Source organism: Halomicrococcus gelatinilyticus (assembly GCA_024227995.1).
GTDB classification, from domain to species: domain Archaea; phylum Halobacteriota; class Halobacteria; order Halobacteriales; family Haladaptataceae; genus Halomicrococcus; species Halomicrococcus gelatinilyticus.
Window position 1 is genome coordinate 570,099 of record CP100465.1, and the last position, 20,602, is coordinate 590,700.

Consider the following 20,602-nt stretch of genomic DNA (forward strand, 5'->3'; position numbering starts at 1 on the left):
TGTGGTTACGTAACTACTTTCACGTAGCTGGTACTGGTTTCACGATATGGACCGTCGCACCGCCCTCCGACGCGGCGGCGGCGCACTGGCGCTCGGCGGGGCTGCCGTCCTGGGCTACTCCGGGTCCGGCAGTTCGACGCCCACCGTGCTCGTCGCCGGCAGCCTCCAGAGCGTCGTCGAGGACGTCGGTGACGCCGCCGTCGAGGCGCACGGCAGCGTCACCGTCCGTCGACTCGTCGACGAGGGCGCGCGGGACCCGGACGCGATGGCGCTGGCCGACCCGCGCCTGTTCGCCGGCCTGGCCACTCCACGACTCTTCGCCACCAACGCGCTCGTGGTCGCGTACGACCCCGACTCCCCGCACGCAGACGCCATCGAGCGCGACTGGCAGGCGGCGCTCCGGCGCGACCTCCTCGTCGGGCGCACCGACCCCGCGAACGACCCGCTGGGCTACCGGACGGTGATGGCCCTGCGACTCGCGGGGGTCGCCGACGCGCTCGCCGACGTCGACGTCTTCCCCGAGACGCGACTGCTGCAGAGCCTGGAGGCCGGCGCCATCGACGCCGCTTTCGCCTACCGGAACATGGCCGTCGAACACGACGTCCCCTACGCGTCGCTGCCCGACCGCATCGACTTCTCGAACCCCCAGTTCGCCGACCGGTACGCCAGCGTCAGCGTCGAACTCCCCGACCGGACGGTCCGGGGCGCACCCATCAGGTACGGCGCTGCGGCGCTGACCGACGCCGGGGAGCCCTGGGTCGAGCGACTGGTCGAGGGGCGCGAACGACTGCAAGCGGCCGGGTTCGGCGTACCGGACGGCTATCCCGTTCGCGCGACGGTCGCCGGTACCGCGTCGACGACCGACTAATCGAAGTCCGGCAGGTCGTCGGGAGCCTCGTACTCGGCCTCCCAGTCGATGTAGTCGTCCGCCAGCACGTCACAGATCGTCTGTCCGAGTTCCGTCATCGCGGCGTTGATGGAGGAGACGGCGTTCCACGAGTCGAGGTCGGGATGGATGTCTCGCTCCTGCCAGTCCTCGGGGAGCCCCGGTGCGTGGTAGCCGACGCGGTCGGCGAAGTCGTCCCAGAAGAAGTCGAATTCCGAGAAGAGGTCGAGGTCGCGAGCCGTCTCGAACTCCCGCTCGTCCAGGACCGTCCGTTCGGCCCACCGTTCGAACGCCTCCGCCCACGCCCCGTCGCGGAGGAACTCCTCGAGTTCGTCGCGGCGGTAGTCGTCGCCCTGTACGTCGGCGTCCTCGTACTGCGAGGCGTCGACCTCCGTGGCGAGCGACGGCGGCGACGGCGTCTCGACGTCGAGTCCCATGAGCGCCGCTACGGCCGGTCCCGGGATAAGCGTTCCTTCGACGCCGACGCGCGTGCACAGGGCCGGCCACCCGACCGACCACAGCGCGTATGCCGGTCCCCGGCGTGTGTCCCGGCATGAGCACGATCACGGAGGTCGAATTCCCGGCGAGCGAGTTCGCACTCAGGGACACGCTGGCGGCGGTTCCGGGCCTCGAACTCGACGTCCTCCGGGTTGCGGCGCACGGCGAGGACCGCGTCCTCCCGCACATGTGGGCCAGGGCCGACTCGTTCGACGCCCTCGACGACGCGCTCCGTGAGGATTCCTCCGTCGACGGGTTCGACGTGCTGGACGACCTCGGGGAGGAGCGGCTCTACCGGATGAACTGGGTGGGCCAGATCCGCGTCATCGTGCACGTGCTCCTCGAGGAAGACGCGACAGTGCTGGACGCCCACGGCGAGGACGACCACTGGCGGTTCCGCATCCTGTTCCCGGACCGCGACGCGCTGTCGGCGACGTACGACTTCGCCAGGGAGGCGGGACTGTCGTTCGACGTCCGGAACATCTACGAACTGGACCAGACAAGGCACGGGTTCTTCGGTCTCACCGAAGAACAGCACGAGACGCTGCTGATGGCGCTCGACGCGGGCTACTACGAGGTGCCGCGGAAGGCGACCGCAGACGACCTGGCAGACGGCCTCGACATCTCCCACCAGGCGGTCTCCGAGCGCCTGCGCCGGGGGCACGGCAGCCTGGTGAAGAACGCGCTCGCCATCGGCACCGACGAGCCGGACGAGTAACGGCCGCAACGTCTGCGCTGTCGTCCGACGCGCTCCGCGACGGACGACGAGACGGAGTCAGTTACCGAAGACGGTGCTCAGTTCGTCGCGCCACTCGTGGATGGACTCGATCTCGTCCCGGATGTCCTGGATGTCGTCACGGACGTCGATGGCGGACAGCTCCGACCGCAACTCCTCGACGTCCTCCTGGACGTCGACCGAGGACAGGTCGGACCGGAGCTCCTCGACGTCGGCCTGGACGTCCTCCACGCGTTCGACGAGTTCCTCCTCCGTGTCGGAGACGGACGACGAGAGCTCCGCCACGTCGTCCGACAGCGCCTCGACGTCGGATTCGAGCGCCAGCGCCTGGCGGAAGTCGTCGCGCAGGTCCTCGAGTTCGTCGTCGAGCGCGGCCGCCTCCTGGGTGTTCTGGGCGACGAGGTCCTCGAGGTCGTCCAGCTGGTCGGCGAGTCGCTCCACGTCGTCGCTCACGTCGGTGACGCTCTCGAGGTCGTCACTCACTGCGGCGAGACCGTCCTCGAGGTCGCCGACGCGTTCGAGGTCGTCGCTCACGCTCTCGAGGTCGTTCTCGAGGTCCGCGAGCCGGTCGACCTCCTCGCTGACGTCGTCGACGCGGTCCGCCAGCTCGTCGACGCGGTCCACCCGTTCGCCGACGTCCTCGACGCGCCGCTCCACTTCGTCGACGCGTTCTCTGGTTCCGGAGAGGTCCGCCAGTTCGTCCTCGACGTCGTCGACGCGGTCGAACTCCTCGCGCAGCGACTCGACGTCTCCCTGCAAGGACTCGACCTCGTCTTCGACGTCCTCGACGCCGGCGACCCGGTCGGCCACCGCGTCGAGCGACTCTTCGACGTCCGCGATGCGGTCGGTCTCCTCCTGGACGCTCTCCAGTTCCGCCTCGACGTCGTCGACGCGGTCGACGGTCTCCCGCACGGCCTCGACGTCGTCCTCGAGGCCCTCGACCATGGCGCGGGTCCGCTCGTCGGCGTCCTTCCGACCCTCGATCTCCTCGCGAACCGCGTCGAGGTCCTCTCGCACGGCACTGACCTCCTCCTCGAAGTCCGCGATGACGCCCTTCGCCGTCCCGTTCTCGTCGATGAACGCCTCCAGCGCCTCGGTGTAGGCTGACATGTCCTCGACGCGCGACTGGAGGTGGCGCAGGCGGACGCTGACGCTCTCGGGCATCTCGACGTCGAGTTCCTTCCGGAGCACGTCCAGGTCGTCGTCGTCGACCTCGCCGGCGCGGATTTCGTCGGCGAGCGCGGCCGCCACGCTCCCCGGTCGAGGCGGCGAGGCGGGCTGCTCGGGGACGTGGACGTCGTCCTCGTCGGACGGCGACGCCGCGTCCGGGCTCTCGTCCGCGACTGCTCCGGCACCGGCGGGGCCGTCCGCGTCGTCCGTGGCGTCCTCGTCCCGGGAGGCGAGCGGTTCGGTCTCGTCGTCGGCGTCCGGCGTCGCCTCGTCGGTGTCGGACGCGGTCGCGTCGTCGAGTTCGGTCGACGTCGTGTCGTCGGCGTCCGGCGTCGCCTCGTCGGTGTCCGACGCGGTCGCGTCGTCGAGTTCGGTCGACGTCGTGTCGTCGCCGCCCGACAGCGGGTCGGACCCCGCGGCAGGGTCACCGGTCGCCGGCGCGTCGTCCGCGGTCGTCTCCTCGTCGTCCGTCACCGGCGCGTCGTCTTCGGCGAGCGGGTCGGCCGCCGCGTCGGCGGTGGTCGCGGGCGAGTCGTCCGCTTCGCCCGGGGAGTCAGGGTCGCTTCCGGGGGCGAGCGGGTCGTCGTTCGCGTCGCCGGAGGCGTCGTCTCCGCCAGCCAGCGGGTCCTCGCTACCGGCGAGCGGGTCGGTCTCGTCGTCGGCACCGAGGGGGTCGGTCTCGTCGCCACTGGGGGAGTCCTCGCCCGTCTCCGCGAGCGGGTCGGTCTCCTCGCCGCCGAGCGGGTCGCCACCGAGTGGGTCGTCGGGCGCGTCGCTCTCCTCGCCGAGTCCGGGCAGGTCGCTCTCGCCCGCGATGACGTCGCGGACGACCTGGCTGCTGTCCTCCGAGACGATGTCGGTGATGGTGTGGTCCTCGACCTCCGGGTCGTCGTTCGCCTCGCGGCCCTCGCCCGCGGCGACGGCGTCGACCATCGGCGGTCGGAGGAACCGGTCGGCCTCCTCGCGGTCCGAGATGCGGATTCCGTAGACGGTGACGAGGTCCTCGCCCGGGTCGAGCGTGCGCTCGAACTGGACGCGGTGGTCCTTGTACGCCGTCCAGTTGTCGTTCTCGAAGTTCGGGTGGAACCCCACGTTGTCCATCGGGAAGTCCTCGGGGACGCGGTCCGTTATCCGGACGGAGACCGGTTCGTCGCGCCGGGACCGGATCTCGAACTTGATCGCCGGAACCGCGAACTCGTCGCCGTCGAAGGACTTGTCGACGGTGACCCCGCTCGACGAACTGGTCACCACTTCGTTCCCCTCGGTGAAATCACTCATACAGTTCACATCCGAGAAGGGACATATAAAACATACGCTGAAATGATGGTGCGCTTTTACGTCCTCGCGCCTCGTACGCGAGCGCATGGCACTGCTCGCCGGGACCGCCGACGGCGTGTATCGCACCGAGGGACGTGACGTCGCGTCCGCGAGCCAGGTCCTCGACGCCGGTCGGGTCCTTCGGGTCCGCCGGTTCGACGACCGCGACGGCGTCTTCGCCGCGACGAAGAGCGGCCTCTACCGGAGCAGGGACGGCGGCGACTCCTGGGCGGACCTCGGCGTCCCCCGGGAAGAGGTCTACTCCGTGCTCGGCGCAGCGGGACGTCTCTACGCCGGCACCCACCCTGCGCACCTCTACGTATCGGCGGACGACGGCGAGTCGTGGCGCGAACTCGACGCCTTCCAGGACCTCCCGTCGCGGGACACATGGCACACGCCGCGCCACCGCGACGAGGCGCACGTCCGGAGCCTGGGAGCGCACCCGGACGCCCCGGACCGCGTCGTCGCCGGCGTCGAGGTCGGCGGCGTCCACGTCAGCGACGACCGCGGCCAGACGTGGGAGGAGCGCAGGAACGGCGTCCACGACGACGTCCACCACGTGCTCGTCACGGGGCCGGACCGATGGGTCGCCTCCTGTGGCGGCGGCCTCTACGAGACCGGGGACGGCGGCGAAACCTGGACCCGTCTCGACGCCGACCTCGACCGCACGTACTTCCGGGAGGCGTTCGCCCACGACGGGGTGCTGTACGCCGCCGCCGCGCGGTCGTCGCCGGGAACCTGGCGTGGCCCGTCCGGCGCGAACGCGGCGCTGTACGAGCGCCGCGGCGGCGACCTGACGCAGGTCGACTACCCTGGCGCTCCCGAGGAGGTCGTCCTCGCGTGGACGGTCCGCGACGGTCGCGTCGTCGCGGCGACGAACGACGGCAGCGTCGTCGAGCGCGGCGACGACGGCTGGCGCGAACTGGGGCGACTCCCGTCCGCGGTCGGTTCGCTGGCGTCGGTCTGAGCGGAACCGGAGGCCACGCCGAGGGGGCACTCGCGAACACCACGGGCGGGAGAGTCGTTCTAGACGACCGTTTCGAGACGGCGTTGCGACGCCACGACGAACGACGACGCCGGGAGCGACCACCTCGAACCGTCGCAACCGTCGGATACGGGACGGTGACGGGTCGTCGGGCGCGGAACGGGCTCCGAGCGCAGTCGGCAATCTGTCCTCGCACGGAGGTCGCTTCACCAGGCGCCACGGGGGCCGTGACGGCCGGCCGACGGTGACGTCCGTCGGGTGGGTTCGTTTTACCGACCGTACCAGGCTCCTGCCGGCACGGAGTTCTATCCACAACGTACCGGCCTGGAATCACGGTACAGCGGCCCGTTAACCGCGCGTACCAAATCCACTAAGGTCGAATCGCATCTGTAGAGAAATATGAGCACCACCACCTCCGCCGCGGCCGCGCCGGGACTCACCGACAAGCAACAGCGCATCCTCCAGTACCTCCGCGAGAACGGCGACACCCAGACGTACTTCAAGTCGCGCCTCATCGGCGAGGACCTGGGTCTCACCGCGAAGGAGGTCGGCACCAACATGACCGCCATCGCCGAGGGCGACTTCGACGTCGGCGTCGAGAAGTGGGGCTACTCCTCCTCGACGACGTGGAAGGTCGTCGTCTAGCGGTCGACCAGGACCTCCGTCGGTACCTCGTCCACCCCCCGGGAGTGGTTCGCCCGACTCACGGACGCGTTTCTCTCGTCCAGGTGCTTTCTGCTCGCTAGACGATGTTCTCCGCCGGTGAAGAGGACCGCTAGAGAACCGTGTGCGTCCGAACTGTTCGCCCCACTCGGGCCTGACGACTATTCGGGCCTGACGACCTCTTTGCGCCCGGAGATGCGGTCGGCGCACTCGTAGCCGGCGACGATGCCGCCGTTCAGGCTCCGCTCGGGGTACTGCGCCCGACTTGCCATGCCGGCGTAGTAGACGCCGTCGGCGACCTCGTCGGCGAGGTCGTAGGGGACGACCATGTCGAGGTAGCCGCGCTCGTACACCGGCGCGGCACGCGGGTTGCGCGCGAGGCGGAACTCGGTGACCTGCGAGCGGTCCCAGTCGGGGAACATCTCTTCGACGTGGCCGAGCCACAGGTCCTCGACCTCGTCGTCGTCCATCTGCCAGAGCTCCTCCTCGTAGTCCTGGATGTAGCTGGCGACGTAGAGGAGGTTGTCGCCGCCGTACCGCTCCGGCGAGACGTAGTTGGTGTGCTCGACGAGCGCGCCGAACGGCGCGTCGTGGCCGATGTTGAGCCAGTAGGTGTCGGTGAGCGGTTCCTCCATCGTCACGAGCGCGCAGACGGCACCCTGGAAGTCGATGGTGCACTCGTAGCCGGTGAGGTCCTCGAGGACGTTCGGCATCGCCGCGACGACGACGCTCTCGACGTCGTGGGTCTCGGTCGTCCCGCCGTCGGCGGCTGCCTCGGGGGCGGTCGTCGCTTCCGTCGTCAGCGACGCGACGGCGCCGTCCTCGACGCCGAGGTCGGTCACGCGCGCGCCGGTGGTGATGTTCTCCTCGCCGACCGCGTCGACCAGCGCGTCGACGAGGCGACCGAACCCGCCGCGGAGGTAGCCCAGCGGTTCGCCGCGGAGGACGTCGCGCTCGCCGCGGAACTTGATGCGGCCGAGGAACCAGGCGGCGCTCACGTCCTCCTTGCGGTGGCCGAACTTCCCGTCGAGCAGCGGTTCGACGAAGTCCTCGTAGACGCCGCGGGTCGTGTGGTCCTCGACGAACTCCCGGATGGGGACGTCGTCGAACGTCTCCAGGCTCTCGTAGGTGTCGAACTTCGGCACGCCGCCGCGGACGTCGACGTCCAGCGTGAGCATGCCGAGGCGGAACTTGTCGTACAGCGAGAGGTGCGGATAGGCGAGGATCTCCCACGGCTTGTCCATCGGGTGGACCACGCCGTCGACGTAGTAGGCGTTCTTCCCGATGGGCCACTCCAGGTCGTCGCCGAGGCCGAGTTCCTCGATGACCTCGACGATGGTCTCCTCGGACTTCGAGAGGTGGTGATAGAACTTCTCGATGCGGTCGCCGCTCGTCTCGTAGGTCGCGGCGAGGCCGCCGAGTTCGTCGCTGGCCTCGAACACCTGCACGTCGTACCCCTGCTGCTGGAGGCGGTAGGCGGCGCTGAGTCCGGCGATACCCCCACCGACGATACCTATCATGGCTGTCTGGTTCCACCGCCTTCGGAATACGTGTTACGACACGGAGAAGTGACACGAGGCGCAGGTCACGAGGTTTCGAAGGTGCGAGACGTGACGTGGCTCGCGCCACGGGCGAGGAGGACCGCCCGCCGGCGTCGGAACCGACCGAGGGTACTGCCGCGAGAGTCGCTTTTAAGCCACCGTGTGACAACGTCGTTCGCATGCAAGTTGCCGTACTCGCTCACGAGAAGTTCCCCGACCGCGCGAAGACGGCGGTCGGCATCCTGCGCTACGCCGACTACGACGTCGCCGCGGTCCTCGACCGCGACCGGGCCGGCGAGCGCGTCGCCGACCACGTCCCCGACGTGCAGGATGCGCCGATCGTCGCCGGGATGGACGACGCACCCGACGTGGACGCCCTCGTCGTCGGCATCGCCCCCATCGGCGGCGGCTTCGACGAGACGTGGCGTTCTGACGTGACCACCGCACTGGAGCGCGGGTGCGACGTCATCTCGGGGCTCCACTACTTCCTGGCGGACGACGATGAGTTCGCCGACCTCGCCGCCGAGCACGACTGCGACCTCTGGGACGTCCGCAAGCCACCCGAGGACCTCAGCGTCAGCGAGGGCGTGGCGGCGGACGTCGACGCCGAGGTCGTGCTGACGGTCGGCACCGACTGCTCGGTCGGAAAGATGACGGCGACGCTGGAACTGGTCGAGGCGGCCCGCGAGCGCGGCGTCGACGCCGGGTTCGTCCCGACCGGCCAGACCGGCATCATGATCGACGGGTGGGGCAATCCGGTCGACCGCGTCGTCAGCGACTTCACCGCCGGCGCGGTCGAGGAGATGATCGTCGAGCGCGGCGACGACCACGACTACCTGTTCGTCGAGGGGCAGGGCAGCATCGTCCATCCAGCCTACTCGGCGGTGACCTGCGGCATCCTCCACGGGTCGATGGCCGACTCGCTCGTCCTCTGCCACGAGGCCGGCCGCGAGGTCGTCCACGGCTACGAGTCGTTCGAGCTGCCGTCAGTCCCGGAGTACGTCGACCTCTACGAGGACCTCGCGCGGCCGGTCCACGAGGCCGAGGTCGTCGCCGGCGCACTGAACACCGCCCACGTCGACGACGACGTGGCCGCCCGGGAGGCGGTCGAGGGGTTCGCGGACGCACTCGACGCGCCCGCAACCGACCTCATCCGGTTCGACGCCGACGACGTGCTGGAGGCCGTCCTGTGAGCCTCGAGACGACGTTCGAGCGCCGCTCGCTCCCGCTCGAACACGCGTTCACCATCGCGCGCGGCACCCAGACGACGGCCGAGAACGTCGTCGTCCGCATCACCGACGAGGACGGCACGGTCGGCGTCGGCGGCGCTGCGCCGTCGACCCACTACGGCGAGACGGCCGACACCGTCGAGGCGGTGCTACCGGACCTGCTCTCGGTCGTCGAGGCGGTGGGCGACCCCCACGCCCTCGCCCGCATCGAGCGCCGCATGCGCGAGACGGTGAACCGCAATCCGGCCGCGCGCTGTGCGGTGAGCATCGCCCTCCACGACCTCGCGGCGAAGCAGGCCGACCTGCCGCTGTACCGCTACTGGGGGCTGGACGCCGCCGAGGCCGTCCCGACCTCGTTCACAATCGGCATCGACGACCTGCCCGTCGTCCGCGAGAAGACCGAGGCGGCCGTGGACGCCGGCTACGACGTGCTGAAGGTGAAGGTCGGCACGGACCGCGACGAGGAGATCCTCGAAGCAGTCCGGGACGCCGCACCGGACGCGACCGTCCGCGTCGACGCCAACGAGGCGTGGTCCCCCCGGGAGGCCGTCCGCAAGATCGACGCCCTCGCCGAGTACGACCTGGAGTTCGTCGAACAGCCGGTCCCCGCGGAGAACCCCGAGGGAATGCGGTTCGTCCGCGAGCGCGCCGCGCTCCCCATCGCCGCCGACGAGTCCTGCATCACGCTGGCGGACGTCCCCCGGGTCGTCGGGCAGGCCGACGTCGTGAACGTCAAACTGATGAAGTGCGGCGGCCTGCGGGAGGCGAAGCGGATGGTCCACGCCGCCCGGGCGCACGGCCTGGAGGTGATGCTCGGGTGCATGATCGAGAGCAACGCGAGCATCGCGGCCGCCGCCCACCTCGCCCCGCTGCTGGATTACGCCGACCTCGACGGATCGCTGTTGCTCGCCGAGGACCCCTACGACGGCGTTCCGATGCCGGCGGGTGCGATCGACCTCGCGAGGGTCGAGCGGGCGGGGACGGCCGCTCGACGGTAGGCGCTCGCAAGCTATTTCAGCCCGTAACGTCTCGCATCGAAGAGAGAAATGGTCTCCCGCTACGACCGCGCGCTCCTCGCGATGGGGCTCGGCGTCCTGCTTTTGACGTCGTCGGTGCTCGCGTTCCCGGACGGCGGGCCGTCGGAGCGGACCTACGCCTTCGACGTCGACCGAGTCGACGGCCACGACCTCACCAGGGAGGTGCTCGACTACGGCAGCAGCGGACGCGAACCGCGGACCGTCCTCCGCTGTCACCGCGGTGCGACCGACCGACTCTGTCACTTCGAACGAGCGCTCGTGCGGAACGACACGGCTACGGAGACGGCGGAGACGACGGCGAGCGACGAGTCGACGGACGGTTCCACGACAGCCGCGACCACGGCCGCGGGGAACCAGACGCTGCTCGACGCGCCGTACCGGTACGTCTACTTTCCGGAGACGGGCTTCTACGAGCTCCGCGCGCACGTCGAGAACGGGTCGGTCGACGCCTCGCTGGCGCCCGTCGCGACGACGGCCGTCGCGGACGAGATCGCCACGCCGTACGACGCCGCCCCGGCGGTGGTCCGGCGCGCCGTCGAGGAGGGCAACGCGACGACGACCGTCCGGACGCGGGGCCAGCCGCCGGCGTACGGGTCACCACGTGACGCCTACGACGAGTACCGGTCCGCGCTCGTCCAGCGCGGCGAGCAGTACTACGTCGTCGACTCGAACGAGCGAACGCGTCGTGCAGTGACGCGCTGGGGGGAGACGATCGCCCGCCTCGCGGTCTTCCTCGTCGGCGGCGCAGCCATCGTCTGGGCGTTCGTCGAACGGCGACGCGTCGTCGACGGCTGAGCCAGAAGTCACTCGACGTTCGAGAGCCGACCGACCCGCTCGGCCTTGAACCCGACCATCTCGTCGTACCCACCGGTGGACATCAGCACGGGATAGAACGGCTCGTCGGCGCGGAGCGACTCGTCGGCGCGGTGGGCGAACACCGTTCCCTCGGGGACCTGCTGGAAGTTCTGACCGACGAACTCGAAGTCGCGACCCTCGACGACGTCGGTGACGCGGTAGACGTCCGGGTCGCTCTCCTCGGCGGTGACGTCGAGCGCCCCGGTGACGCCGAGGAAGTTCCGCAGGACGCGCTCGGCGTTCCGTGCGGCGGTCGCCGTGCCGACGTAGCCACATTCGACCGCGACGCCGTCGACCTCCCCGATGAGTCCGCCGGGGACGTGGCCGATGTCGACGAGGCGTTCGAGACCGGTCGCCCGGGCGAGACGGGCACTCGCCTCGTCGAGCCCGTCGACTAGCGCGAACGGGTCCGGATGCGACTGCGTGGAGTGCAGGTCGAGCACCTGCTTCTCCCGAAGCTCGGCCATCAGTTCCGCCGCGAGGCGCGACTCGTAGGTGTCGCCGTCCGGGTCGCCGGGGAACGCGCGGTTGAGGTCCTCGTCCACGAACCGGACGTTGGCCCCGACGGCGGCCTCGTTCGCCACGACGAACGTCACCGGGCGCTCGAAGGTGAGACGTTCGGCCAGCAGGCTCTCTATCGCCGATTTTCCGCACTGCTCGTCGCCGTGCAGGCAGGAGACGACGGCCAGCTCCGGCGTCCCATCGCCCACCGTCTCTGTCCGCATCGACTGTAGATACCGGTGCGGCGAACTTAAATCATCGACGACCGAGACCGAGAGCGGTCCGGTCCCCCGACCGCCACCGGACCGGCGTCACTGCGACGACCGGAGTCACCCCGATGCGTCCGGGACGCGGTCGGGGATGTGAGCGCGCAGCCGCGGACGGTCGGCCGTCGCGACCGTCTCGGCCAGCGCGGTGACCGTCGTCTCGCGCTGCTCCCGGGCCGTCCGGTCGGTCACCGGGAACGCGTCGTCCCCCATCTCTGGGTCGCCGACGACCGCGTAGTACGGCACCCAGTCGTCCGCGGCGCGCTCGATGCGCTCGCCGACTGGAACCTCGCGGGCGTCGACGTCGGCCCGGACGCCGGCCTCCCACAGGTCGGCCGCCAGTCCGTCGCAGCGGTCGACGTGGTCGTCGCCGACGGGGACGAACCGCACCTGCGTGGGCGCGAGCCACGTCGGAAGGCGCGGCGGCGCGCGTTCGGCGGCGTGCTCGATGGCGGCGGCGACGGCGCTCGCGAGGTCGCCGAACGGCACGGTTCGCACGACCGCCGGGCGTCGTCCGTCGGCCAGCGTCACGTCCCGGCGCGCCGCTGCGGTCGCGTCGTACTCGACGCGTGGGGGTTCGCCAGCCCAGGAGGCCCCGACCGGGACGAACTCGACAGACGGCCCACGGTCCGCGTCGCCGTGGCGGGCGACCAGCAGCGGACCATCCAGGGCCGCGGCCAGGTCGGCGGCGAGCGCGTCCGCCCGGTCGCCGCTCGCGCGGAGGACTGCCAGGAATTCGAGCGCGAGCGGCGCGAGCGTCCCGGAGACGAGGCGCACGCCACGGAGCACCTCTCTCTCCGCCCGTTCCGGGTCGACGGCGGCGACGACCTCGGGCGCTTCGCCGGCGAGCTCGGCGCGACGCCACGGACGGTCGTCCGCGCCGATGCTGGACGGGGCGGTCGCGAGTGGCCCGTCACAGGCGGGCGTCTCGACGGTCGGTACGCCGGCGGCCGCGACGCGGTCGGCCGCGTGCGCCCGGAGCGCGTCCCGGACCAGGCTGCCGCGCGGGAGCCAGCCGAGACCGTCCGCCGCGTCGCCTTCGGCGACCAGTCCCGCCTCCGCCAGGCGGTTCCGCGGCAGGTTCCGGGTCGAGTCCGTCGGTTCGGCCGCGACCTGCTCCGCCGTCGCCGCCCACGCGTCGGGGAGTTCCGCGTCGGCGTCGTCGAGCTGGACGCGGTCGCCGCCGGGGAGTCGGACGTACCACGCCTCGGTCGACGGGTCGCGACGCGCGGGCGTCACGCGTCGCGTCTGCGCCGCGAAGGGGTGGCCGCGCTTGCGCAGGTCGCAGGCGAGATGCCAGCCGACGGGGGCGCGCACCACCGTCACCGATCCGGCGAGGGCGTCCGCGAGCGACGACAGGACGGCGGCAGCGTCCCTGTCGTCGGCCGGGCAGTCGACGAGGTGGCCGCCGGGCACGAGCGCGACGACGTCCTCCCCTAGCTGGTCGGCCACGTCCCGGCACTCGTCGGCGGCCGCCGCCGCGACGGCGTCCTGTCGGGTCGCGTCACTCCGTTCGACCCCGACCACGGCGACGACGCAGTCGTCGAGGTCCGCGGAGGTCGGCGGGGTCGCGTCCGACGGAGCTGCGCCCTCCTCCGCGTCGGCCGCCGCGGTGCCGGTCGTCGACTCCGCCGGGGTCTCGTCGACAGGCGTCTCGGCCGCGAACGAGAACCGCTCGGCGTGCATCGCGAGCAGTCGCATGGAGGGACCCAGTCCCGCGCGCTACAAAACGCCTCCGTCGTTGCGGGGAGACGACGGGATTTACGTCAGCGGCGTGCCAACGAAGCCCATGGACTCGACAGCACTGTCGGACCACGAATCGACCGAGGTCGTCGACGGCGTCCACCTGGTACAGCTGGCAGCGGGCGACCGGATGAGCGTCCAGCACTTCCACATCGAACCCGGGGCGACCGTGCCCGAGCACAGCCACGAACACGAGCAGGTCGGGTTCGTCTACGGCAGCGCGCTCACGTTCCGCATCGACGGCGAGGAGTACGTCATCGAGGAGAACGACTCCTACTCGATTCCCGGCGACGAACCGCACGCGGCCGAGAACCGCACCGACGACCCCGTCCGCGGCATCGACGTGTTCAGCCCGCCGCGAACGAACCCGGACTGGCAGGACTGAGAACGTCGACTACTCCGGCGCGACCAGTTCGACCTTGACCCGCTCGGGGTCCTCGAAGTAGACCGCGTACGTGTCCGGGCCGCCGGCGTGGGGGTGGTCGTCCTCGTAGAGGATGGGACGGCCCCGCTCCCGCAGACGTTCGGTCATCGCGTCGACGTGGTCGCGGGACGCCGCGTGGAAGGCGAGGTGGTTCAGCCCGGGGTGGCGGCGGTGATACTCCTCGTCTTCGTACTCCTCCGGCGCGCTGACGAGCACGAGGTACGTCGGACCGCGCTGCCACGACCGGCCGCCCTCCCAGTCGTTCTTCCGGTCGTAGCCGAGTTCGCCGAGGAACCAGTCCCAGAAGGAGACGGACGCCTCGAAGTCGGAGGCGTACAGTTCGACGTGGTGCAGCAGGCCGGCGCGGGCGTCGTCGAGAGGGTTCGTCATCGTCCGCGGTCCGGAGCGCGGGACGAATAAACCTGCCGACAGTATGGGGTGGTCCGCCAGGCGCGACGACGAGAGCCACCCGGGGCGAAAGGGAACTACGACGCTAACGAGGTACGTCGACGGAAAAAGGTGGAATCCGGGGTGAAGTGCTCTACGAGAGCTTCTCGATGTTCTCGCAGATGGCCTCGGCGTACTCCGTGGTGCCGAGCTTCTCGCCGCCCTCGATCTGGCGTTCGAGGTCGTAGGTGACCTTGCCGGAGGAGATGGTCTCCTCGACGGCGTCGCGGATGAGTTCGCCGGTGTCGTCCCAGCCGAGGTACTCGAACATCAGGCGGCCGGAGAGGATGAGCGCGGTCGGGTTGGCCATGTCCTGGCCGGCGCGCTTGGGCGCGGAGCCGTGGACGGGCTCGGCGAGACAGCGCGCGTCGCCGAAGTTCGCGCCGGGCGCGATGCCGAGACCGCCGATCTGGGCACCCGCGGCGTCGGAGAGGTAGTCACCGTTGAGGTTCGGCATGGCGAGCACGTCGAACTCGTCGGTGCGGAGCTGCATCCACTGGAGCATCGCGTCGGCGAGGCGCTCCTCGACCATGACGGCGTCCTCCGGGATGTCGACCTCGTCCTGCTCCTCCCAGAGGGAGTCGGGCGCGGCGAAGACCTCGTCGTCGGGGTACTCCTCGTCGGCGACCTCCATGCCCCACTCGCCGAACTGGCCCTCGGTGAACTTCATGATGTTGCCCTTGTGGACGAGCGTGACCTTGTCGCGGTCGTTCTCGATGGCGTAGTCGATGGCCTCGCGGACGAGGCGCTTGCTGCCCTTCTCCGAGATGGGCTTGAGACCGAGACCGATGTCGCCCTCGTGCATCACGCCGTCGAAGTCCATGTCGTCCTCGACGAACTCGCGGACCTTCTCGGCCTCCTCGGTGCCGGCCTCCCACTCGATGCCGGCGTAGACGTCCTCGGTGTTCTCCCGGAACGTGACCATGTCCATCTCCTCGGGCGCCTTCATCGGGGACGGGACGCCGTCGAGGTAGTAGGTCGGTCGGACGTTCGCGTAGAGGTCGAGCGTCTGGCGGAGCGCGACGTTCAGCGACCGGAAGCCCGCACCGACCGGCGTCGTGAGCGGGCCCTTGATGGCGACGCGGTGTTCGCGGATCGCCTCGACCGTCTCGTCGGGCAGGTTCTCGTCGTACTTCTCTCGTGCGGTCTCGCCGGCGTAGACCCGCATCCAGTGGACGTTCCGTCCCGTCGCCTCGGCTGCCGTCTCCAGTACCTTCTGGGCGGCCGGGCCGACGTCCTTACCGATGCCGTCACCGTGGATGATCGGGATGATAGGCTCTTCGGGCACGTCGAGTCCGTCGCCGTCTTTCGTTATCTTCTCCCCACCTTCGGGAACCTCGATCTTGTCGTAGTCGTAGCTCATGAACGTTCGGACATCGGTGGGAGAGGGATAAAAGGCCTGCCGTTTCGGCGTGAAGGCACCATATATGTCCTTAAATTCCTAGCATGAGACAACGTCCGTGCCATCGGCCCGCCGGACGGACCCGACGGCCGCGCCGAATCGTCGTCGCTCTTGCGTTCCATCGAGCGATTGGCCGTCCGGCGTGGACCACGCTCGTCTGCCGTGTCCCAGACGGTGCTCGACGGCGGCACGCGAGAAAAGGGTCGCGACGGAATTCCGTCAGAGATGACCGCGGCGGTTCAGGCGGTCGTCTATGCTGGCGTGGTCTCTTCTGCCGGCGTGGTCTCCTCAGCTGGCGTCGTCTCTTCCGCTGGCGTCGTCTCTTCCGCTGGCGTCGTCTCTTCCGCTGGCGTCGTCTCCTCTGCCGGCGTCGTCTCTTCCGCTGGCGTCGTCTCCTCTGCCGGCGTCGTCTCTTCCGCTGGCGTGGTTTCCTCAACTGGCGTCGTCTCCTCTGCCGGCGTCGTCTCTTCCGCTGGCGTGGTTTCCTCAACTGGCGTCGTCTCCTCTGCCGGCGTCGTCTCCTCTGCCGGCGTCGTCTCCTCCGCAGGCGTGGTCTCCTCCGCAGGCGTGGTCTCCTCTGGTGTCGTCGTCACCGTCGTGATGGTCTGGAGCTGTCCTTCCTCGACGAAACTGAGGCTATCGACGGATCCCATCGCGACCGTCGCGTTGTCGACCGACGCGTTGCTCACGTTGGCCTCCTCGATCTCGAAGGCGGTGACGTTACCCTGTGTGAGGAGGGTCACGTCGGTGTTCGCCGCCGTCTGACCGGTGACGGCGCGTTCGACCGCCAGCGAACCGACGTCGAGCTGGTCGACCTGGACGTGCTCGAACAGCACCGTGTCGAGGCCATCCTGCTGGGTGTCGTCCTGGGCCACCGTCGTCTCGTTCTGCTCCATCTCGGTCGTCGTGGTCGTCTCGTTCATCGCCGTGGTCGCCCCGTCATCGTCGGGGGCGACCCGCGGTTCGAGCTGACGGATCTCCTCGACGACGACGGTGTCGACCTCCACCGCGCGGATGAGAACCTGGTCGGCGTCAGCGGAGGAGACGTCGACGCTGCCGACGCTCGACACGTTGGTCGCGTTCGTCGCGTTGACGCCCGAGACGCTGACACCCTCGAGGGTCAACTGTTCGAGTCGCACGTCGGTCATCTGCACGTCGGTGAGCGTCCGATTGCTTTCCTCGAGTTGGAGTTCGTCGGCCTGGATGGCCTCGATTGCGGCCTTCTGGACCGTCGCGTTCCCGATCTGGAGTTCGTCGACGGTCACGTCCTGAAGCAGTACCCCTTCCTCGGCGTTCGCACTGGACTGCGCCTGCGCGGTCGTCACGCCCGCGACGCTCGCGAGCATCAACAGTGTCGTCATCAGCACGGCTCCGTATCGTGCGTTAGTATGCATGCAACAAGGGTACCCCGACGTCGCGAATAAACGGGCGGGATAGTTGGAATCCGTTCGCTCTTTCGACGGCTGCTTATGGCCCGTGCATCGGGATTACCGGCCCGAAATCGTCGACAACGCGCTATCTGCCTGTTGCTAACAGTCGCCACGTAACCAGTCGAGACGCCGCCAGCGGACCGCTGGCCGGAGTACCGTCGATTACCGGACGAGCCTGTGCAGGGTAGTGTCCTCCTAAAGGGCCACCACGACGGCCGGACCGACAGTGAAACGCATGCGGCAACCGAAACCCACTTGCGCCGGAAGCATCAATCGACCGACGGGCGAGGGTTGCCGAGCGGCCAAAGGCGGCGGGCTTAAGACCCGCTCCCGTAGGGGTCCATGGGTTCGAATCCCATCCCTCGCACTGTTCTGCGAGCCGCGTACCGCGGTCCGCTGGGAGTCGAACGGAGGGTTCGAACCCTGGAAGTCGCAGTGCGCACAGCGAACGAAGTGCGCGAGCACGACCGTCTTCCTCCGGTTCGAAGCCCATCCCTCGCATTTCTCTCGGCGCGCTCTGTCCCGGGAATCCATGAGCGTAACACAGGTACATGGGTAGCGTGACGTACTGTCGTATGGCAACGTGCCCCGACTGAGTCGTATGCCAACGTGTCCCGATTGTAACGTCTCGATGGGGCGGTAGAACACCAGACGTTCGGCGAGGAACGGATACAGCTGAAGACGTCGGGGGGCGTGTCGAGTTCGCTCGGCCTCGCCGTCGAGTACCTGAACACCTCTCTCTGTCCCGACTGCCGGTTGGTTCGCTTCTACGCCGACCAGACGGCGCTCCGAGCCGGTCGAACTCCGCGGAGCCGGAAGACGAAGCGGAAAATCTGGATGCGAGCGCAGTCGGTGCCGGAACGCCTCCGCGTGGGACGAGTCCCTCCACCGATCTCCGCTCCCGTCCGCGCAGCACGCCGGTCGCCAGGAGACCGATGTCGGCCCGCCCGCTTATGCCGGCCGCGTCCGAACGTCGGTCCGTATGATAACCCTCTCCCGGGAGGTGTACGACACGCTCGTCAGTCACGCGCGTCGGGAACGACCGGAGGAGGTCTGTGGCATCCTCGCTGGAGACTACAGCGACCACGCCCGCGTCGTCGACACGTTCCGGATGGAGAACGTCGCGAGTTCGCCGCGGACGCGCTACGAGATCGATCCCGGGGAACAGCTCGCCGTCATGGAGACCATCGAGTCGCGAGGCTACGACGTCGCGGGGTTCTACCACTCCCACCCGACCGGACCGGACGGACCGAGCGAGACTGACCGGTCCGTGGCGACGTGGACGGGCTACTCCCACGTCATCGTCTCGCTCAACGGCTCCAACCCCTTCCTCGGCTCGTGGCGGTGGACCGGCGAGTCGTTCACGCCCGAGGCGGTGTGCATCGACCGCCACGGCGAACGACCGTTATAATCCATAACGTATACATCAACTTGAGTGTCGATTCGTCGGTGAATCTCCGTTCTATCCAGAACACTTATTCTCGGCTGGCAGGGTCTCACTGCCATGCCTGGAATGAGCACGGTCGACTGGCTGGGGCTGGTCGTGCCGTACGTGGTCTTCTTCGCGATGTTGATCGCCTACTACGTGCTGGAGGGTCGACGAGAGAGGCGGCTCAGTGAACAGTACGGGTCCGAGGAGGTGAACGACCGTGGCTAGCGGCATCGCTGGCTCCGCCGGCGCGACGGGGTGGGCCGCGCTGTTCGGCGTCGTCAGCTACGCCGCCATCGGGCTCGGCGTCCCCGGCAACCCCACATCATGGTACGGTTCATGGGCATCGACCGCGTGAAGAACGTCCGGCTGGCGGCGCTCGTCGCCCAGCTGTTCATGTTCGTCGCGTACGTCGGCGCGGCGCTCGTCGGCCTCTACGCCATCGTCGTCTTCGGCCAGGGCGACCTCGCGCAGGCTGACAACGCCATGCCCCGCCTGACGCTCGAACTCCTGCCGAGCGTGGTCGCCGGCGTCGTCCTCGCGGCGTCGCTTGCGGCGATGATGTCGAGCGCCGACTCCCAGCTTCTCGTCGCGACCAGCGCGGTCGTCGAGGACGTCTACCACGGATTCGTCAACCCGGGGGCTACCGAGGAGCATCTGGTTCGCACGTCCCGGTACGTGACGCTCGGCATCGGCGGCGCGAGCATCGCGTTCGCCTACCTCGCGAAGAACACCCCCATCTACACGCTCGTGCTCGACTACGCGTGGGGCGGACTGGGCGCGGCCATCGGGCCGACGCTCATCGCCGCGCTGTGGTGGAAGCGCGTCACGGCGAAAGGGTCGGTGGCGAGCATGGTCGTCGGCACGACGACGATGGTCGTCTGGACCCAGTTGCCGACGGTCCTCGACGCGCTGGGTGCGATGCCCGCGCAGGAGACATCGCCCGCGCTCTACGGCCTCGTCACCGTCTACGGTCTGTTCCCCGCGTTCGTCCTGTCGACGCTGACCCTGGTCTCCGTGTCGCTGCTGACCAAGCCGCCGCGCGGCGTCGACGACCACTTCGACGTGTTCGACAAGCCGCTGTCCGCGGTGACGAGCCAGCCCGACGACGGCACGCCGGGCTACGTCACCGACGGCGGCGACGACCGACGCCCGCAGGAGCGACGCCACGACCGCGCTCGTCGGCGACAGGCGCGAACGGGCCGACCTCGCCGTCATCCCGCCGAACGTCTTCCGGTCGGAGGCGGGCGACGGTCGCGTCGGCGCGGTCGCGTACCCCTACCGCGTCTACGAGGCAGAGGTGACCGTCGAGCGCCCGCTCGTCGGCGACCGCACCGACCGCTACGTCGCGAGCGTCGACCGGACGCGACGGCTGGTGCTGCGGGCCGACGCCGTCCCCGAGGTCGAGGACCGGACGGTCGAGGACGTGCTCGTGCTCCCGGCGGAACTGTCGGACGAGCAGTGCCGCGAGAAGGCGCGCGAGTCGGTGTTCCGCTGGACGACCCAGCGCTACTCGCTGTTGGAACCGCCGACCGTCGGATTCACGCGGGTCGCGTCGGCGTACAAGCTGTTCTGGCTGGTCGAGCGTCCCGACGGCGACGTCATCGTCGACAGCGTCCACGGGACGGAGGACCCGTTTCGGGACTGACATGGGCGTCAGGTAGCAGTTCCTGTAACTGAACCAGCTTTTTGTCAGCCGAGTCGCTCCGGGGCCGTATGGAGCCCGGAGACGTATTCGCCGCCGTCGTGCTCGTACTCGCGGGACTCGGCACGGCGTATCTCGGCTATCGAATCCGGGCGGACGAGCGCGCTGACCTCGTGTTCGCGCCGGGAGCCGACGCGGCCGACGAGCACGTCGCCCGGGTCAGCGGCGGTCGACGGTGCTCGCCGGCGTCGCCACCGTCGGCCTGGGCGTCGCCGTCACCGCCGTCCCCGCGACCGGTGCGGGCTGGACGCTCCTGCTCGGCGTGTACTCCGCCGTCTGTCTCGGAATCGCGGCAGGAACCTGGCGGCTGGTCCACGGTCGCGGCGACGGCTGACCGC

Annotated in this window: 20 protein-coding genes, 1 tRNA gene and 1 pseudogene; 14 read left to right on the forward strand and 8 right to left on the reverse strand. The window is 69.4% G+C overall.

Annotation, left to right across the window (positions count from 1 at the left end; translation table 11 throughout):
* Positions 1 to 46: 46 nt before the first annotated feature.
* Entirely contained in the window at positions 47 to 868 is an 822-nt protein-coding gene (locus tag NKT36_RS03080) for an extracellular solute-binding protein (protein WP_327052484.1), read from the forward strand.
* Here the strand turns inward: NKT36_RS03080 and NKT36_RS03085 are convergent.
* Entirely contained in the window at positions 865 to 1,323 is a 459-nt protein-coding gene (locus tag NKT36_RS03085; protein ID WP_327052485.1) for a hypothetical protein, read from the reverse strand. The genes NKT36_RS03080 and NKT36_RS03085 overlap by 4 nt on opposite strands.
* A 116-nt stretch (positions 1,324 to 1,439) precedes the next feature.
* Between NKT36_RS03085 and NKT36_RS03090 the strand changes: the two genes are divergently transcribed.
* Complete coding sequence (locus NKT36_RS03090) at positions 1,440 to 2,102, forward strand: helix-turn-helix domain-containing protein (protein ID WP_327052486.1); 663 nt, start codon at positions 1,440 to 1,442, stop codon at positions 2,100 to 2,102.
* A gap of 57 nt (positions 2,103 to 2,159) precedes the next feature.
* Here NKT36_RS03090 and NKT36_RS03095 read toward each other — a convergent pair whose 3' ends face one another.
* Entirely contained in the window at positions 2,160 to 4,568 is a 2,409-nt protein-coding gene (locus NKT36_RS03095; protein ID WP_327052487.1) for a hypothetical protein, read from the reverse strand.
* An 85-nt stretch (positions 4,569 to 4,653) separates the two neighbouring features.
* Between NKT36_RS03095 and NKT36_RS03100 the strand changes: the two genes are divergently transcribed.
* Positions 4,654 to 5,574 (forward strand): WD40/YVTN/BNR-like repeat-containing protein, encoded by a 921-nt coding sequence (locus tag NKT36_RS03100; protein WP_327052488.1) that lies wholly within the window; start codon positions 4,654 to 4,656, stop codon positions 5,572 to 5,574.
* A 417-nt stretch (positions 5,575 to 5,991) separates the two neighbouring features.
* Positions 5,992 to 6,237: a DUF7123 family protein gene (locus NKT36_RS03105; RefSeq protein WP_327052489.1), complete on the forward strand. Its 246-nt coding sequence runs from the start codon at positions 5,992 to 5,994 to the stop codon at positions 6,235 to 6,237.
* Positions 6,238 to 6,416: 179 nt separating this feature from the next.
* Here NKT36_RS03105 and NKT36_RS03110 read toward each other — a convergent pair whose 3' ends face one another.
* Positions 6,417 to 7,775 carry an NAD(P)/FAD-dependent oxidoreductase gene (locus tag NKT36_RS03110; RefSeq protein WP_327052490.1) on the reverse strand — a complete coding sequence of 453 codons (1,359 nt, stop codon included), beginning with the start codon at positions 7,773 to 7,775 and terminating at the stop codon, positions 6,417 to 6,419.
* A gap of 200 nt (positions 7,776 to 7,975) precedes the next feature.
* Between NKT36_RS03110 and NKT36_RS03115 the strand changes: the two genes are divergently transcribed.
* Genes NKT36_RS03115 through NKT36_RS03125 form a run of 3 tightly spaced genes read left to right on the forward strand, consistent with a single transcriptional unit; the run spans position 7,976 to position 10,857 of the window.
* On the forward strand, positions 7,976 to 8,989 hold the full coding sequence (locus NKT36_RS03115; RefSeq protein ID WP_327052491.1) for a DUF1611 domain-containing protein: 1,014 nt from the start codon (positions 7,976 to 7,978) through the stop codon (positions 8,987 to 8,989).
* Positions 8,986 to 10,023: a dipeptide epimerase gene (locus tag NKT36_RS03120; protein ID WP_327052492.1), complete on the forward strand. Its 1,038-nt coding sequence runs from the start codon at positions 8,986 to 8,988 to the stop codon at positions 10,021 to 10,023. Before NKT36_RS03115 ends, NKT36_RS03120 begins: the two co-directional genes overlap by 4 nt.
* A gap of 48 nt (positions 10,024 to 10,071) precedes the next feature.
* On the forward strand, positions 10,072 to 10,857 hold the full coding sequence (locus NKT36_RS03125; protein WP_327052493.1) for a hypothetical protein: 786 nt from the start codon (positions 10,072 to 10,074) through the stop codon (positions 10,855 to 10,857).
* A gap of 8 nt (positions 10,858 to 10,865) precedes the next feature.
* Here the strand turns inward: NKT36_RS03125 and NKT36_RS03130 are convergent, their stop codons facing one another.
* Positions 10,866 to 11,642: a M14 family metallopeptidase gene (locus NKT36_RS03130; RefSeq protein ID WP_327052494.1), complete on the reverse strand. Its 777-nt coding sequence runs from the start codon at positions 11,640 to 11,642 to the stop codon at positions 10,866 to 10,868.
* Positions 11,643 to 11,747: 105 nt separating this feature from the next.
* The gene (locus NKT36_RS03135) at positions 11,748 to 13,385 is read right to left on the reverse strand and encodes a threonyl-tRNA synthetase editing domain-containing protein (protein ID WP_327052495.1); all 1,638 of its coding nucleotides are present in this window, start codon (positions 13,383 to 13,385) and stop codon (positions 11,748 to 11,750) included.
* An 88-nt stretch (positions 13,386 to 13,473) separates the two neighbouring features.
* On the opposite strand from NKT36_RS03135, the gene NKT36_RS03140 reads away from it, so the two are divergent.
* Positions 13,474 to 13,812: a cupin domain-containing protein gene (locus NKT36_RS03140; RefSeq protein WP_327052496.1), complete on the forward strand. Its 339-nt coding sequence runs from the start codon at positions 13,474 to 13,476 to the stop codon at positions 13,810 to 13,812.
* 9 nt (positions 13,813 to 13,821) lie between these two features.
* On the opposite strand, the gene NKT36_RS03145 is transcribed toward NKT36_RS03140, so the two are convergent.
* From NKT36_RS03145 to NKT36_RS03155, 3 genes are all read right to left on the reverse strand, one after another.
* Positions 13,822 to 14,241, reverse strand: coding sequence for a VOC family protein (locus NKT36_RS03145; RefSeq protein WP_327052497.1), 420 nt, complete (start codon positions 14,239 to 14,241; stop codon positions 13,822 to 13,824).
* Between the two features lie 151 nt (positions 14,242 to 14,392).
* Positions 14,393 to 15,661, reverse strand: coding sequence for an isocitrate dehydrogenase (NADP(+)) (gene icd / locus NKT36_RS03150; RefSeq protein ID WP_327052498.1), 1,269 nt, complete (start codon positions 15,659 to 15,661; stop codon positions 14,393 to 14,395).
* A 290-nt stretch (positions 15,662 to 15,951) separates the two neighbouring features.
* Positions 15,952 to 17,061, reverse strand: a complete 1,110-nt coding sequence (locus NKT36_RS03155) for a hypothetical protein (RefSeq protein ID WP_327052499.1) — start codon at positions 17,059 to 17,061, stop codon at positions 15,952 to 15,954.
* 353 nt (positions 17,062 to 17,414) lie between these two features.
* On the opposite strand from NKT36_RS03155, the gene NKT36_RS03160 reads away from it, so the two are divergent.
* From NKT36_RS03160 to NKT36_RS03185, 6 genes and pseudogenes are all read left to right on the forward strand, one after another.
* Positions 17,415 to 17,497 (forward strand) — tRNA-Leu (locus NKT36_RS03160).
* Positions 17,498 to 18,112: 615 nt separating this feature from the next.
* A complete protein-coding gene (locus NKT36_RS03165) occupies positions 18,113 to 18,541 on the forward strand; it encodes a desampylase (RefSeq protein ID WP_327052500.1) in 429 nt (142 codons plus the stop codon).
* A gap of 93 nt (positions 18,542 to 18,634) precedes the next feature.
* Positions 18,635 to 18,787: a hypothetical protein gene (locus NKT36_RS03170; protein ID WP_327052501.1), complete on the forward strand. Its 153-nt coding sequence runs from the start codon at positions 18,635 to 18,637 to the stop codon at positions 18,785 to 18,787.
* A 13-nt stretch (positions 18,788 to 18,800) separates the two neighbouring features.
* Positions 18,801 to 19,717, forward strand: a pseudogene (locus tag NKT36_RS19225) (sodium:solute symporter family transporter); the annotation flags it as partial.
* A 142-nt stretch (positions 19,718 to 19,859) separates the two neighbouring features.
* Complete coding sequence (locus tag NKT36_RS03180) at positions 19,860 to 20,207, forward strand: hypothetical protein (RefSeq protein ID WP_327053423.1); 348 nt, start codon at positions 19,860 to 19,862, stop codon at positions 20,205 to 20,207.
* Positions 20,208 to 20,439: 232 nt separating this feature from the next.
* Positions 20,440 to 20,598, forward strand: a complete 159-nt coding sequence (locus NKT36_RS03185; protein ID WP_327052502.1) for a hypothetical protein — start codon at positions 20,440 to 20,442, stop codon at positions 20,596 to 20,598.
* Positions 20,599 to 20,602 lie beyond the last annotated feature (4 nt).

Excerpts from the sequence above, each read along its gene's own strand:
- NKT36_RS03080 (WP_327052484.1), top strand. The coding sequence starts at position 47 with ATGGACCGTCGCACCGCCCTCCGACGCGGCGGCGGCGCACTGGCGCTC.
- NKT36_RS03085 (WP_327052485.1), bottom strand. The coding sequence starts at position 1,323 with ATGGGACTCGACGTCGAGACGCCGTCGCCGCCGTCGCTCGCCACGGAG.
- NKT36_RS03090 (WP_327052486.1), top strand. The coding sequence starts at position 1,440 with ATGAGCACGATCACGGAGGTCGAATTCCCGGCGAGCGAGTTCGCACTC.
- NKT36_RS03095 (WP_327052487.1), bottom strand. The coding sequence starts at position 4,568 with ATGAGTGATTTCACCGAGGGGAACGAAGTGGTGACCAGTTCGTCGAGC.
- NKT36_RS03100 (WP_327052488.1), top strand. The coding sequence starts at position 4,654 with ATGGCACTGCTCGCCGGGACCGCCGACGGCGTGTATCGCACCGAGGGA.
- NKT36_RS03105 (WP_327052489.1), top strand. The coding sequence starts at position 5,992 with ATGAGCACCACCACCTCCGCCGCGGCCGCGCCGGGACTCACCGACAAG.
- NKT36_RS03110 (WP_327052490.1), bottom strand. The coding sequence starts at position 7,775 with ATGATAGGTATCGTCGGTGGGGGTATCGCCGGACTCAGCGCCGCCTAC.
- NKT36_RS03115 (WP_327052491.1), top strand. The coding sequence starts at position 7,976 with ATGCAAGTTGCCGTACTCGCTCACGAGAAGTTCCCCGACCGCGCGAAG.
- NKT36_RS03125 (WP_327052493.1), top strand. The coding sequence starts at position 10,072 with ATGGTCTCCCGCTACGACCGCGCGCTCCTCGCGATGGGGCTCGGCGTC.
- NKT36_RS03130 (WP_327052494.1), bottom strand. The coding sequence starts at position 11,642 with ATGCGGACAGAGACGGTGGGCGATGGGACGCCGGAGCTGGCCGTCGTC.
- NKT36_RS03135 (WP_327052495.1), bottom strand. The coding sequence starts at position 13,385 with ATGCGACTGCTCGCGATGCACGCCGAGCGGTTCTCGTTCGCGGCCGAG.
- NKT36_RS03140 (WP_327052496.1), top strand. The coding sequence starts at position 13,474 with ATGGACTCGACAGCACTGTCGGACCACGAATCGACCGAGGTCGTCGAC.
- NKT36_RS03145 (WP_327052497.1), bottom strand. The coding sequence starts at position 14,241 with ATGACGAACCCTCTCGACGACGCCCGCGCCGGCCTGCTGCACCACGTC.
- icd (WP_327052498.1), bottom strand. The coding sequence starts at position 15,661 with ATGAGCTACGACTACGACAAGATCGAGGTTCCCGAAGGTGGGGAGAAG.
- NKT36_RS03155 (WP_327052499.1), bottom strand. The coding sequence starts at position 17,061 with ATGACGACACTGTTGATGCTCGCGAGCGTCGCGGGCGTGACGACCGCG.
- NKT36_RS03165 (WP_327052500.1), top strand. The coding sequence starts at position 18,113 with ATGATAACCCTCTCCCGGGAGGTGTACGACACGCTCGTCAGTCACGCG.
- NKT36_RS03170 (WP_327052501.1), top strand. The coding sequence starts at position 18,635 with ATGCCTGGAATGAGCACGGTCGACTGGCTGGGGCTGGTCGTGCCGTAC.